Annotated in this window: 14 protein-coding genes and 1 other annotated feature; all 14 genes read left to right on the plus strand. The window is 34.3% G+C overall.

Annotated features, from left to right (window positions below):
- The first annotated feature begins 3 nt into the window (after positions 1–3).
- The 14 genes from HALSA_RS00100 (at position 4) to HALSA_RS00165 (ending at position 14022) form a co-directional block, all read left to right on the plus strand.
- Positions 4–525, plus strand: coding sequence for a type 1 glutamine amidotransferase domain-containing protein (locus HALSA_RS00100; protein WP_013404619.1), 522 nt, complete (start codon positions 4–6; stop codon positions 523–525).
- Between the two features lie 291 nt (positions 526–816).
- Positions 817–1809, plus strand: a complete 993-nt coding sequence (gene dhaK / locus HALSA_RS00105; protein WP_013404620.1) for a dihydroxyacetone kinase subunit DhaK — start codon at positions 817–819, stop codon at positions 1807–1809.
- A gap of 35 nt (positions 1810–1844) precedes the next feature.
- The gene (gene dhaL / locus HALSA_RS00110) at positions 1845–2474 is read left to right on the plus strand and encodes a dihydroxyacetone kinase subunit DhaL (protein ID WP_013404621.1); all 630 of its coding nucleotides are present in this window, start codon (positions 1845–1847) and stop codon (positions 2472–2474) included.
- A gap of 27 nt (positions 2475–2501) precedes the next feature.
- Positions 2502–2894 (plus strand): dihydroxyacetone kinase phosphoryl donor subunit DhaM, encoded by a 393-nt coding sequence (gene dhaM, locus HALSA_RS00115; RefSeq protein ID WP_013404622.1) that lies wholly within the window; start codon positions 2502–2504, stop codon positions 2892–2894.
- Between the two features lie 166 nt (positions 2895–3060).
- Complete coding sequence (locus HALSA_RS00120) at positions 3061–3822, plus strand: DeoR/GlpR family DNA-binding transcription regulator (protein WP_013404623.1); 762 nt, start codon at positions 3061–3063, stop codon at positions 3820–3822.
- A 37-nt stretch (positions 3823–3859) separates the two neighbouring features.
- The gene (pfkB, locus tag HALSA_RS00125; protein WP_013404624.1) at positions 3860–4792 is read left to right on the plus strand and encodes a 1-phosphofructokinase; all 933 of its coding nucleotides are present in this window, start codon (positions 3860–3862) and stop codon (positions 4790–4792) included.
- Positions 4793–4808: 16 nt separating this feature from the next.
- Complete coding sequence (locus HALSA_RS00130) at positions 4809–5258, plus strand: PTS sugar transporter subunit IIA (RefSeq protein ID WP_013404625.1); 450 nt, start codon at positions 4809–4811, stop codon at positions 5256–5258.
- 106 nt (positions 5259–5364) lie between these two features.
- Positions 5365–6762, plus strand: coding sequence for a PTS fructose transporter subunit IIC (locus HALSA_RS00135; protein WP_013404626.1), 1398 nt, complete (start codon positions 5365–5367; stop codon positions 6760–6762).
- A 214-nt stretch (positions 6763–6976) separates the two neighbouring features.
- The gene (locus tag HALSA_RS00140; protein ID WP_013404627.1) at positions 6977–7999 is read left to right on the plus strand and encodes a peptidyl-prolyl cis-trans isomerase; all 1023 of its coding nucleotides are present in this window, start codon (positions 6977–6979) and stop codon (positions 7997–7999) included.
- A 76-nt stretch (positions 8000–8075) separates the two neighbouring features.
- The gene (locus HALSA_RS00145; RefSeq protein WP_160143030.1) at positions 8076–9368 is read left to right on the plus strand and encodes a nickel-dependent lactate racemase family protein; all 1293 of its coding nucleotides are present in this window, start codon (positions 8076–8078) and stop codon (positions 9366–9368) included.
- 73 nt (positions 9369–9441) lie between these two features.
- Positions 9442–9658 (plus strand) — a binding site (T-box leader).
- A 49-nt stretch (positions 9659–9707) separates the two neighbouring features.
- Positions 9708–10976, plus strand: coding sequence for a serine--tRNA ligase (gene serS / locus HALSA_RS00150; RefSeq protein ID WP_013404629.1), 1269 nt, complete (start codon positions 9708–9710; stop codon positions 10974–10976).
- A gap of 256 nt (positions 10977–11232) precedes the next feature.
- Positions 11233–11883, plus strand: a complete 651-nt coding sequence (locus HALSA_RS00155) for a bifunctional 2-keto-4-hydroxyglutarate aldolase/2-keto-3-deoxy-6-phosphogluconate aldolase (RefSeq protein WP_013404630.1) — start codon at positions 11233–11235, stop codon at positions 11881–11883.
- 32 nt (positions 11884–11915) lie between these two features.
- Positions 11916–12938, plus strand: a complete 1023-nt coding sequence (locus tag HALSA_RS00160) for a sugar kinase (protein ID WP_013404631.1) — start codon at positions 11916–11918, stop codon at positions 12936–12938.
- A gap of 124 nt (positions 12939–13062) precedes the next feature.
- Positions 13063–14022 carry a sugar kinase gene (locus HALSA_RS00165; RefSeq protein ID WP_013404632.1) on the plus strand — a complete coding sequence of 320 codons (960 nt, stop codon included), beginning with the start codon at positions 13063–13065 and terminating at the stop codon, positions 14020–14022.
- Positions 14023–14122: the final 100 nt, after the last annotated feature.

Below are 14122 nucleotides of genomic sequence, written 5' to 3' on the forward strand. Positions count from 1 at the left end.
AGAATGAAACTAAAAGATAAAAAAATTGCGATGCTCATTGGACCAGGATATGAAGACTTAGAATTTTGGGTTGTCTATATGCGAATGATTGAAGAAGGAGCAGAAGTTGATGTAGTTGGAGTTGAAAAAGGTGTAGAATACTCAAGTAAACACGGCTGTCTTAAAAAAGCAGCAGACTACACAGCTGGTGAAGTATTAGACAATGATTATGATGGTGTTTTAGTTCCAGGTGGATGGACACCAGACAAAATCCGTAGAGATGCTGATGTTGTAGAATTGGTCAGAAAAAACCATGATGCCGGTAAAATAATAGGATTAATCTGTCATGCAGGACTTGTTGGAATTTCAGCAGGTATTGTTGACAGTAAAGCGACCGGTTCTCTTGGTATAAAAGATGACTGCATAAACGCAGGTGCTGAATGGGTAGATGAAGCTGCCTTTAGAGATGGTGATATTGTCTGGGGTAGAGTGGTAAAAGATATTCCTGCCTATTGTAGAGAGCTTGTTGCAGCATTAGCAGATTAATTAAAGAATAGCCTTATAATTGGATAAAATTTGAAAGATGGTTTGTTTTTAGCTATGGTGAAGTATTTAATATTTTGCCATAGCTAAATTCTCTTTATAATAAATTACTATATTTGTTAATTTTTAATAATTTTATAAGTTCTTAATTGTTTGATTATTTAAAATTAATATGATAAAATTACTATGATGAAGAGAGAGCATTAATAGAATTAATTAAACTTTCCAAGACAAAAATAGAGAAATTTATATTTTTTAAAAATAAATTAAAATAATAAAAGGAGGAGTTTAGTTATGAAGAAAAAATTAGTTAATAATCCAGATCATGTTGTAGAGGAAATGGTAGAAGGTATAGTTCTTGCCGCCCCAGATAAGCTGACCAAGATTGAGGGCTATAATGTAGTTGTTAGAAAAGATAGCCCCAATGAAAAAGTTGCTCTAGTAAGTGGTGGTGGAAGCGGTCACGAACCAACTCATGCTGGATTTGTTGGTGAAGGTATGTTAGATGGAGCAATTGCTGGTGATGTTTTTACTTCTCCTACTCCTGATGCTGTTTTTGAAGCAATAAAGGCAGTAGATGGTGGAAAAGGTGTTCTCTTAGTAGTTAAAAACTATACTGGTGATGTTATGAACTTTGAAATGGCAGCTGAAATGGCTGAAGCAGAGGGCATCGAAGTAGACCATGTAGTTGTAGATGACGATGTTGCTGTAGAAGATAGTTTATATACCACAGGTAGACGTGGTGTAGCAGGAACTATTTTCGTTCATAAAATTGCTGGTGCAAAAGCAGAAGCTGGCGCAGATTTAGCCGAAGTAAAAGAAGTTGCAGAAAAAGTTATAGAAAATGTTAAAACCAAAGGTATGGCTTTATATCCTTGCCGTGTTCCTTCTGCTGACGAATCAACCTTTACTTTAGATGAAGATGAAATTGAATTAGGTATTGGTATTCATGGTGAACCAGGAACAGAAAGAACTGAAATCATGAAAGCTGATGATATTGTTGATGAACTATTAGGTAGTGTTATTGAAGATATTCCATATCAATCTGGTGATGATGTAGCATTGATGATTAATGGTATGGGTGGAACACCATTAATGGAACTGTTTGTTGCCAATAGAAGAGCCAATCAGATTCTTGAAGAAAAAGGAATTAATATTTATAAAACATTTGTTGGAGAATATATGACTTCATTAGAAATGGCTGGTCTTTCTATAACACTTCTTAAACTTGATGATGAAATGAAAGAACTTTTAGATGCTCCAACAGAAATTAATATAATGAAATAAGCTATTCAAGATAGTTATTTAAGGAGGACTTATTTGTGACTGAGAAAAGCAAAGAAATTCTGGATAAAATAGCAGATGTAATTATTGAAAACAAGAAGCATCTAACAAAATTAGATTCTGCTATAGGTGATGGTGACCATGGAATTAATATGGCAAGAGGTTTTAAAGAAGTTAAAGAAAAAATAAATGGTAATAATTTCGAAACAAATCAAGAATTACTTAAATCAGTAGCAATGACTTTGATTTCTACTGTTGGAGGTGCTTCAGGACCTCTATATGGAACTGCTTTCCTTTATATAAGCAAGGTAATACCTGATGCCGATTTTACAGTTGATTCACTTATAGAAATCGGTCAATCTGCTGTTGATGGAATTCAAAAAAGAGGTAAGGCTGAGCAGGGTGAAAAAACAATGTTAGATGCTATAATTCCTGCTGTAGATGCACTCAAAGAAAGCAAAGAGAATGGTGATGATTTAGAAGAAGCCTTACAAAAATGCAAAGCAAAAGCAGAAGAGGGTATGAAAGCCACAATTCCGATGCAGGCTACAAAAGGTAGAGCAAGTTATCTAGGTGAGAGAAGTATCGGCCATCAGGATCCAGGAGCTACTTCAAGTTATTTAATGATTAAAACAGTAGTAGATGAATTATATAAATACAAAGACTAATTAATTTAAATTGATTGGAGTGAGTAGATGGTTAATATTTTGCTTGTTTCCCACAGTGTAGAGATTGCTAAGGGAACTAAAGAATTAGCAGAACAGATGAAACAGGGTGATGTGGAAATTGTTGCAGTTGGAGGAACAGAAGCTGGAGATCTTGGTACAAATCCAGATGCAATAGAATCTGCAGTTAATGAGATCGATAAAAGTGATGGCTTAATCATCCTGGCTGATTTAGGTAGTGCTGTAATGAGTGTAAATATGGTACTGGATTGGCTTGATGATGAGGTCAGAGAAAAAATACATTTAGCAGATGCCCCATTTGTAGAAGGAGCTGTTATTGCAGCTGTTGAGTCAGGAATGGGCAATTCGATGGAAGAAATATTATCTTCTATAGAATCTGCTGAAATAATCAAAAAAAATTAAAAAAACAAAGCGTATTAAAAAACGGGTCAGTATTAATTTACTGGCTCGTTTTTGATTTTCTAACAAATTTTTTGAAAATTATGTTGACAAAGAAAATTCAATACTATATAATCATAATTGAACATAAACAAAAACAAACAATCACTAACGAAAAGAGGTTTTAATTATGTTTGCCGAAGAAAGAAGAAAAGAGATAATAAAGACTTTGGAAAACAGTAAAAGAGCGAGTGTTAATGAATTAAGTGAAGAATTTGATGTTTCCCGAGCAACAATTAGAAGAGATTTAAGTGAGTTAGAAAAGGAAGGTTTTTTAAGAAGAACTCATGGCGGAGCAATTTTAAGTGGAAGCAGCAAATTAGAACCATCTTATAAGGAAAAAGAAGACCATTTTGCTAGCGAAAAAGCAGCTATTGGTAAAAAAGCAGCAGAAATTATCAAAGATGGAGATACTATTTATATAGATGCAGGAACAACTACCAGAAATATTATTGACCACCTTAAGGGAAAAAACAATTTAACCATAGTTAGCAATGCCCATCACATAATAAAGAGGGTCAAAGATTCGGAAATAGATTGTGAGCTTGTAGTAGTCGGAGGAAGTTTCAAAAAAACAACTGAGGCAATGATAGGTCCAATGGCAGAAGATTTTTTAGAGAAATTAAGGGTTGATAAAGCTTTCATTGGTGTAAATGGATTTAATTTGGAAGCTGGAGCTACAACTCCAGACCCTAAAGAGGCAAAGATAAAAGAAATTGCAGTTTCAATTGCAGCTGAAAATTTTTTTCTCTTCGACAGATCTAAGTGGGAAGAAGTATATTTTTGCAGATTTGCTGATTTAAATATGATAGATTTTATAATAACAGATCAATTGGCCAGAGAAAAAGAAAAGGCTTTAAAAGAGAAAAATATTCAAATTATAAAAGCTTAGATTTGACGTAACAAGATTTTAACAGGGAGGTGAAAAGATGATTTTAACAGTAACTCTTAACCCAGCTGTAGATAAAATAATAATTCTTGACAAATTAAAATTGGGAAAATTAAATCGAGTAAAAGATGCAAAAGCTCTTGCAGGTGGGAAAGGTATCAATGTATCTGAAGTGCTTAGTGCTTTAGGAGTTGACAATACAGCTCTAGCAATAGTTGGAGGAGATAACGGAAATTTAATCAATAATTATCTTGAAAAAAGAGGTGTAAAAACTGATTTTCAGTGGTCAAATATTAATACCCGCCAGAACCTTAAAATCAAAGAAAATAACAGCAATAGAGAAACTGAAATAAATGAAACAGGAAGAGTAACAAAAAAAGATATAAAAGCATTCAAAAAAAATCTTGATAAATATTTAACCGCAGATAACACTATAGTTCTTTCTGGCAGTCTTCCTGAAGGAGTAAATAAAGATATTTATGCAGAATTGATAGAAAAAGCTGTTACACAAGATGCAAAAGTGATTCTTGATAGTTCAGGTGAAGAATTTAAACAAGCAATTAATAAAGCTCCATATTTAGTAAAACCAAATTTAGCTGAGATAGAAAATCTTCTATCAACGAATATAGAGAGTGATGCTGACCTTAAAAAGGGAGCTGAATACTTGTTAAAAAAAGGTATAAAAATTGTGATGATTTCTTTAGGAGCAGAAGGTGCTTTTATTGCTTCAAAAGATGAGGCATACAGACTTTATACTCCTGAAGTAGAAGTAGCGCAAACAACCGTAGGTGCAGGTGATACTATGGTTGCTGGACTGGCAGCAGAAATTGATAAAAATTCTTCTTTAAAAGAGACAGCAGTTTATGCTTCAGCACTAGCAACTGTATTTGTAAAAAGCGGCTCTATAGAAAATGTTACCAAAGAGCAGCTTAATGAAATAAGAAACACTATTAAAGTAAAGAAAATCTATTAATTAAAGGGGTGTAATAATGGAAGTAAACGAATTTATTAATCAGGATTTAATTAAGATGGAGCTGCAGAGTAAGGACAAAGATTCGGTAATCAAAGAAATGATTGATATCATGGTTGAAAATGGCATTGTTGGTGACAAAGAAGAAGTTGTAAAAAAGGCAATGGAAAGAGAAGCAAAAGGAACAACAGGTGTTGGTAGAGGTGTTGCAATTCCTCATGTTAAAAGTGATGCGGTTAAAAAAGCTGCTGTAGCATTTGGTAGGTCAAGTGAAGGTATTGATTATGGATCAATGGATGAAAAACCAAGTTATTTATTTTTCCTAATCACTGTTCCAGAAGAATCTCATAATGAACATTTGAAAATATTGGCTCAACTATCAAGAAATTTGGTCCATGATGATTTTAGAGACAGCCTTTTAGAAGCAGAAAGTGCAGAAGAGGTAATGGGTATTTTAGAAGCAATTTAATTTAAACGGTCTATTTATTCTATTTTCTATTTATTCTATTGATTATTCGTCAAGTAATTATTTTAATTACTAAAAGATTGAAGTTAAAAACCAAGGAGGATTTATAATGAGTGAAAAGAAAAAAATTGTTGCGGTAACTTCCTGTCCGACAGGAATTGCTCATACTTATATGGCTTCTGAGTCTTTAGAAGAAGCAGCTAAAAAAATGAATGTAGAAATATCTGTTGAAACCCAGGGTTCTGTTGGGGTTGAAAACGAATTGTCTGAAGAGGATATTAAAGCAGCAGATGCTGTAATAATTGCTGCAGATACAAATGTAAGTCATGAAAGATTTGTTGGTAAATATATAGAAGAGGTTGCTGTAGCAGATGCAATTAATGATGCAGAAACTTTAATTAAGAATGCTTTAGAAGGTGCTGAAAAAGGTGAAGTTAAAGAAGATGTTAGCTTAGAAGCTCAAGTTGACGATGAAAAAGCAAAAAGAAAGCAGAAAAGAACCGGAGCTTATAAGCATTTAATGACCGGAGTATCATTTATGTTACCTTTTGTTGTGGCAGGTGGACTGGCAATAGCTATTTCATTTGTTTTCGGTATTGATGCGGCTGAAGAATCAGGGACTCTTGCTGCAGCTTTAATGCAGATTGGTGGAGACGCAGCTTTTGCTCTAATGGTTCCAATTTTAGCGGGTTATATTGCATTCTCCATTGCTGATAGACCTGGTATTGCTCCTGGTATGATCGGTGGTATGCTGGCAAGTCAATTAGAAGCAGGTTTTCTTGGTGGTATTATAGCAGGTTTTCTAGCCGGTTATGTAACTCAGTTTTTGAAAGAAAAGATTTCTTTGCCGAAAAACTTAGAAGGTTTAATGCCCATTCTGGTATTGCCTTTCCTGGCTAGTTTAATAATTGGTCTATTAATGATCTATTTGATTGGACCACCTGTAGAAGCAATAATGACAGGTTTAGAGAGCTGGCTACAAGGAATGACAGATGCTAATGCAGCTTTACTTGGTCTAATCTTAGGAGCTATGATGGCTTTTGATATGGGAGGACCTGTAAATAAAGCAGCTTATACATTTGGTGTTGGTCTGCTGGGATCAAATATTTTTGCTCCAATGGCAGCAATTATGGCGGCAGGTATGACACCTCCACTTGGCCTTGCTTTAGCAACAGTATTGTTTAAAGATAGATTTACCAGACAGGAAATTGAAGCAGGAAAACCAGCCTGGGTTATGGGAATATCCTTTATTACTGAGGGAGCAATTCCATTTGCCGCAGCTGATCCATTAAGAGTAATCCCTTCAATAATGACTGGTTCAGCAGTTACTGGTGCTTTATCAATGTTATTTGGGGCAGGCTTAAGAGCGCCTCATGGTGGTATTTTTGTCCTACCGATTCCTGGAGTTGTAACTAATCTGGGATTATATGCAGTAGCGATAGTTGCTGGTACTTTAGTAACTGCATTAATGTTAAGGGTTACAAAACCTAAATTAAAAAATGCTTAAAGAAAATTTTCCTAATAAATAATAAAGATAATATGCAAAAGAGAGGGCCTTAAGGCCTTCTTTTTTGTTTTAAATATAAAAATTTTTAATTTAATAGAAGAAATACCATTAAAAATTGATTATAAATTTATTGATTGGTTTCATTAATGATTAATCTTTGATATAATAAAGTAATATTTAAAAAAATTATTTTAAAAAATTAGGGAGTGTTAAGATGATTTTTATTAAGAAGGTTTTTGTTTTAACAGCTATTATTTTTTTAGTGTTTTCAATGTCAGCTATGGCACAAAATATTGAAAATACAATGAGTTTAGATCAGACAGGTCCTGCAGCAGTTGTTAATGGGGAAGAAATTTCCAGGCAGGAATTAGAGGGATTTGCAGCTTTAAACGAAATATTAATGGATATTTTGCAATCTAATCAAGAATTTGGAACAGTATTATTACAGACAGAATCTGGCCAGGAATTAATTGAGGAATTTATGAGATATAAATTAGACCAATTAATCAGTACAAAATTGATGGTTCAGGAAGCAAAAAATCGAGGTTTAGAAGTAAGTGATCAGGAGATTAATCAAATTATTGATCAGCAGATTGCTGGAATTAAACAGCAGAACAATCTCAATGATCAACAATTAGAAATGGCTCTTCAGCAGGAGGGTTTTGCTTCTTTAGATGAATATAAATCTTTGCTTATTGAAAGTAATATGGACAGATTTTTTATAGAAAAATTAAGAACAGATATTACTGAAGAAATAACCATAAGTGATGCAGAAGTAGAAGAATTTTATAATGAAAATCAAGCTCAATTTGCAATTCCTGCAGAATACAGAATCAGCCATATTTTGTTTAATGAAGCAGATAAAGCAGAAGAAGTACTAACTCAAATAGAGTCTGGAGCAGACTTTGCCGAAATGGCTAAAGAACATTCTATTGGTCCGACTGCTGAAAATGGTGGTGATTTAGGCTTTATTGCAGCTGATGATAGAGGTATAGATGCAGTTTTCTTGAATGCTGCTAAAGAGCTTGAAGTCGGACAGGTAAGTGAGAGTCCTGTAGAAACTCAATTTGGATTTCATATTATTAAAATTACTGATTATCGTGATGGTAGTAGCAGAGAATTTGCTGAAATTAAAGACGAATTAAAAGAAGAAATGCTTTCTCAGAGAGCTAATCAGCTCTGGAATGAATTCATTATTGGACTCAGAGAGGATGCTGAAATCACTATAAATCTCTAAAATAAATAAAGATGTATTTAAAGCTCCTGGTTTATTTTCCATTAAATTAGGAGTTTTTCATTAAAAATAATGGGAGATGAAAGTATTGCAGGATATTATATTAAAATATGGCAAAAAAAAATTAAATTTTAATATAGAAGAAGTTAAAATTAAGAAAATTATTGAGGCTAATTTAATTAATCAATCTTCTTTGGCAGAGATCACTAAAAAAGCACTTGCTGAACCGATTGCATCTAACAGGCTGAGCGAGATTGTAAATGAGGGAGAAACAGCAGTTATTGTAATTTCTGACTTAACACGATCCTGGCAGAAAATTGATCAGTTTCTTCCCTTTATAATTAAAGAACTTCAAGTGGGTGGAATTAAAGCAAAAGATATAAGCCTGCTTTGTGCTGGGGGATCTCACCGTCCTCATTCAGAAACTGAAATCAAAAAATTGATTGGGGAAGAATTATATAAAAACTTTAAGTTTATAGATCATGACTCAACTAAAAAAGAAGATCTAGTCAAAGTAGGAGTTACAAGCTATGGAACAGAAGTTATAGTTAATAAAAATATTTTAGAAAATGATCGAGTTATTTTAACTGGCGGGATCGTTTTCCACCCTCTGGCTGTATTTTCAGGAGGCAGAAAATCACTTTTGCCTGGAACTGCAGCTTATCAATCTATTATGAAAAATCATTCTTTATCTCTGGCCGAAAAAGAGGGAGCAGGAATCAAAAAAAGTGTTGCCAGCAATAATCTTTCAGATAATCCAGTTCATCTGGATATGTTAGAAGCTGCCAAAATGATAAATAATGTTGATTTTATTTTCAATGTTATTCCTGATGGCAGAGGAGGGATTTCAGCAGCAGTTGCAGGTGGTTTATTTAAAGCCCATCAAAAAGGCTGTCAGATTACAACTGATTTGTTTGCTAAAAAGATTGATGAAAAAGCTGAGCTAGTAATTGCTTCCTGTGGGGGTTTCCCCAAGGATATGAATCTTTATCAGATCTCAAAAGCAATTATCAATTCAGTTAGAGCCGTCAAAAAGGGTGGTTATTTACTTTTAATGGGTCAGGGCAAAGAAGGCATAGGTCATCCAGAAGTTAAAGAGATTATCCAGAACTGCAAAAATAATTTAGAGAGAGAAATGCTTTTACGCAGAAACTTTACAATTGCTCGTTTTGTAGGTTATTTAATTACTTCAAAAATAGAAGATATAAACTGTATCTTAATAAGCGAATTAGAACAAAGGCAGCTGAGCACCACCAGCATTAGAGTTGTAAAAACTTTAGAGGCTGGTTTAGAGATAGTGGAAAATGACTTAGGTAAATTACCCCCAGCATATATTATGCCTGATGCTGCCAACACTTTACCAATCGAATAAAGAAGTAATAGAATAAACTTGAATTTAAAATTTTGCTGTAATATAATTAATTTAAGAAATAAATAGCCAGAGACTAAAAACTTAGAAGGGCAATAGTAGATATTTAGTAGAAAAAACCAGAGAGCTGATGGCTGCTGAAAATCAGCCTACTAAATATTCGAATCCAGCCTGGAGTTGTAAGGAAGAAAAGAATTTTCTGAGTAATCCAAACCGGAGAAGTCCGTTAAAACTTTTTAAGCGGCAGTTAATTTGTCATTAGGGTGGCACCACGGGAAATCCTCGTCCCTTTTTATAGGGAGGAGTTTTTTTATTTTTAGAATATAAAGAGGAGGAATAAAAATGCTAGATATGAGATTTATCAGAGAAAATCCAGAGCTGGTAGAAGAATCTTTTGCCAAGCGCAACATGGATTCTATAATACCAGAGTTTCAAAAATTTGATGAAAAGCGGCGTGATCTGCTTTATGAAGCTGAGCAGCTAAAACATAAACGTAATGTTAATTCTGACAAAATAGGTGAATTAAAAAGAAATGGAGAAGATGCTTCTGAGCTTATTTCTGAAATGCAGGAAGTATCAAGTAGAATCAAAGAATTAGATCAAAAAATTGCAGAGGTAGAAGAAAAATTAGATTGTGTGTTGTTAAGCATTCCTAATATTCCGCATCAGTCTGTACCTGTTGGCAGTGATGAAGAAGATAATAAAGAAGTGAGAACCTGGGGAGAGCCACCAGAATTTGATTTCGATTTTAAAGCTCACTGGGAAATTGGTGAGGATTTAGATATACTTGATTTTGAAAAAGGTGCAAAGGTTACTGGAAGTAGATTTACCTTCTTAAAGGGAGCTGCAGCTCGTTTAGAGAGAAGTTTAGTTAATTTCATGCTTGATTATCATACAGCTGAGCATGATTATGAAGAGGTTTTCCCACCATTTATTGCTAATGCAGATAGTATGACAGGCACTGGACAACTGCCTAAATTTAAAAAAGATATGTTCAAACTTGAAGGTCTTGATTATTATTTAATTCCAACTGCAGAAGTACCTGTAACAAATATGTATAGGGATCAGATTATGGAGCCTCAAGAACTGCCAAAATATTTATGTGCCTATAGTGCTTGCTTTAGAGCAGAGGCAGGTGCACATGGCCGTGATACCAGAGGAATAATCAGACAGCATCAATTTAATAAGGTAGAAATGGTTAAGTTCGTAAAGCCAGATGACTCTTATCAGGAATTAGAAAAAATAACTGCTGATGCAGAAGATATACTTCAGCAGCTAGGACTTCCTTATCGAGTTGTAACTTTATGTACAGGTGATTTAACATTTTCTTCTGCAAAAACCTATGACTTAGAAGTCTGGATGCCTGCTTATGAAACCTATCGTGAAATATCTTCCTGCAGTAATTTTGAAGATTTTCAGGCCAGAAGAGCAGGAATAAGATATAGACCAGATCCTGATTCCAGCACTGAATTTGTGCATACCTTAAATGGTTCTGGACTTGCAATAGGTAGGACTTTAGCAGCTATCTTAGAAAATTATCAAAATGAAGATGGAAGTGTAACAGTTCCCGAGGTTTTAAGACCATATATGGGAACAGATCTAATTAAATAGCAAAAATATAATCAACAAGTTAATATAGATAAAAGATTAATCAATCCTCTTTTGCTGTAGTGTTAAAAAGATAAAATTTAACTGCAGTAAAAGGGGATTTTTATTTTTTTAAATTTTTTTCAAAAAAAAGAAGGAGTATTGAAGTCAGTCTAGAATATAGTTAATGAGATAAAAATAAAACTGCGTTTTACTATTAGAAACAAAAAGTTTTGTTGTTCGTTATAACTATCTCTAAAAGATTAAAGGAGGATTTTAAATGAGTAAGTGGGATGATTTAAAAAGAGTTGAAGAAAGTGGAATTGTTGCTGTTGTGAGAGCTGAAAATGCTGAAGAGGCAATAAAAATTACAGAGGCAGTGAAAAAAGGTGGAATCAAAGCTATTGAAATCACCATGACTGTACCTGGTGCAATCGATGTAATTGATGAGCTTACAGATGAATACAGTAGAGACGAAATTTTAATTGGAGCAGGTTCTGTGCTTGATGCAGAAACAGCTCGGGCTTGTATTTTAGCTGGTGCTGAATATATTGTTTCTCCTTCTTTTGATAAGGAAACCGTTGCTTTGTGTAATCGCTATCAGAAGGCCGTTATGCCTGGTGCAATGACTGTTACAGAAGTTGTAAATGCTATGCAGACTGGGGCTGATATAGTTAAAATTTTCCCGGCAACATTATTTGGTCCAAAAATTATTAAAGCGGTTAAAGGCCCGGTACCTCATGCACCCTTAATGCCTACAGGTGGAGTTAACCTGGATAATGTTAAGGAATGGATTAAAGCTGGTAGTTATGCAGTTGGTGTGGGAAGTTCTTTAACTAAAGGTGCAAAAACTGGAGATTATGAGCAGGTTACAAAAACTGCTAAAGAATTTGTAAGGTTGATTAAAGAAGCTAGAGAAGAAATGAAGTAAAATTTCAAAAATTATCAGGAGGTTTTAATATTATGTCTAAGAAAGTTGTAACTTTTGGAGAGATTATGTTGCGTTTAACACCACCTGCTCATGAACGTTTTGTTCAGGCAGATAGTTTTAATGTTATTTATGGTGGTGGAGAGGCTAATACTGCTGTATCACTTGCTAATTATGGTCTGGATGCACGTTTTGTGACTAAATTACCAGATAATCCAATCGGGCAGGCTGCCTTAAATGAAGTTCGTCGCTTTGGTGTTAATACCGATTATATTGCTCGTGGAGGAGATCGCTTAGGTATTTATTATTGTGAAAACGGTGCCAGCCAGAGACCATCTAATGTTATCTATGATAGAGCTCATTCAGCTATTGCTGAGGCCGAAAGCGCAGATTTTGACTGGGAAGAAATTTTTGCTGATGTTGACTGGTTTCACTATACAGGTATAACCCCTGCTCTAAGTGAACAAATGTCAGATGTTACTTTAGAGGCTGTTAAAGCTGCTAAAAAGCATGGTGTCAAGGTTAGTTGTGACCTAAACTATAGGGCCAAACTGTGGAGCCGTGAAAGAGCAGGCCAGGTAATGGAAGGTCTAATGGAATATACCGATGTTGTAATTGCTAATGAAGAAGATGCCGAAATGGTATTTAATATTAAAAGTGGTTCTGATATTACAGGTGGAGATCTCAATGTCGATGGTTACAAAGATGTTGCAAGCCAGTTAATTGAACGTTTTGATCTCGAATTAGTTGGTAGTCATCTAAGAATTAGCCACAGTGCTTCTAGAAATGGTTGGCTGGTAATTTTATTTGATGGCGAGAACTTCGTCCAATCAGCTAAATATGATATTCATATTATTGATAGAGTTGGAGGCGGAGACTCTTTTGCTGGAGGTTTAATATATTCACTAGTTACAGGCAAAGACCTTCAGGATGCTGCTGAATTTGGAGCTGCTGCTTCCTGTTTAAAACAGTCAATACCAGGTGACTTTAACCATGTTAGTGTTAAAGAGGTAGAAACTCTTGCGGCAGGTAATGCTTCAGGTAGGGTTAAAAGGTAAAAAGATAATAAATTATATAGATAGAAAATAAGGCTGCATTTATTTTGTAGCCTTATTTTCATTTAAAGTAATATTTTTCTAAATTAGGATATTTTAAAAAAATTTAAATTAAGGAGGTTTCAAAATGATTGATGTAGTTACAATAGGAGAAACCATGGCAGCTATGGCTCCGAAAGAGGTGGGTTCACTTAAATATTTAAATAATTTTTCCAAATATATTGCCGGAGCAGAATCCAATGTGGCAATTGGTATTAAAAGATTAGGATTTAAATCAGGTTGGATAAGTAAATTGGGGAAAGACCCTTTAGGAGACTATGTAGAATTTTTTATTAGAGGAGAGGGAGTAGATGTTTCGCAAGTTAAAAAGGATAGTGATCATCGAACAGGTCTTTTAATTAAAGAAATGCATACGACTAAAGAACCAAAGGTTTTTTATTATAGAGATAATTCTGCTGCAAGTCATCTTGAGCCAGATGATATAGATGAAGGTTATATAAAAAAAGCCAGACATATGCATTTAACAGGTATAACACCTGCTTTGAGTGATTCAGCTCAGAATGCTTTCTTTAGAGCCTTAAATTATGCTAAAAAAAATGGTTTAAGGGTTTCTTTTGATCCAAACTTGCGCTTTAAATTATGGTCTACAGTAGAAGAAATGAAAAATGTAATGCTTAATATAATTCCTCAGGTAGATGTGCTTCTGCCGGGTATTGAAGAAGGAGAAATCCTGCTTGGACTCAGTGAACCTGAAGCAATAATTAAAGCTTTTTATGAAATGATGAACGAGGGTTCCCTGGTTGTATTAAAGCTTGGGGCAAAAGGTGCTCTATATTATCAGGGTGATCAGATAGTACATGTAGATCCCTATAAGGTAAGTAATATTGTAGATTTAATTGGAGCAGGAGATGCTTTTGCTGCTGGACTTATTACTGGTCTACTGAGAGAGATGTCAATAAAAGAAGCTGTGGAGCTAGCAAATTTAGTTGGTGCTCTTTGTATTACTGTTAAAGGAGATATCGAAGGTTTGCCGACCTGGGAACAGGTAGAAGTTTATCAGGGCAAAAAAGAAGAGATTCATCGTTAATGGAATTTAATAAACTAAGCTAAATTTCTTTATTTGTATCTAATGTGCTTTAAGTAAGTATAATTGACTAATTTACTCTGTATTCATACTGAAATATAGG

It is taken from the genome of Halanaerobium hydrogeniformans (genome assembly GCF_000166415.1).
GTDB classification, from domain to species: domain Bacteria; phylum Bacillota; class Halanaerobiia; order Halanaerobiales; family Halanaerobiaceae; genus Halanaerobium; species Halanaerobium hydrogeniformans.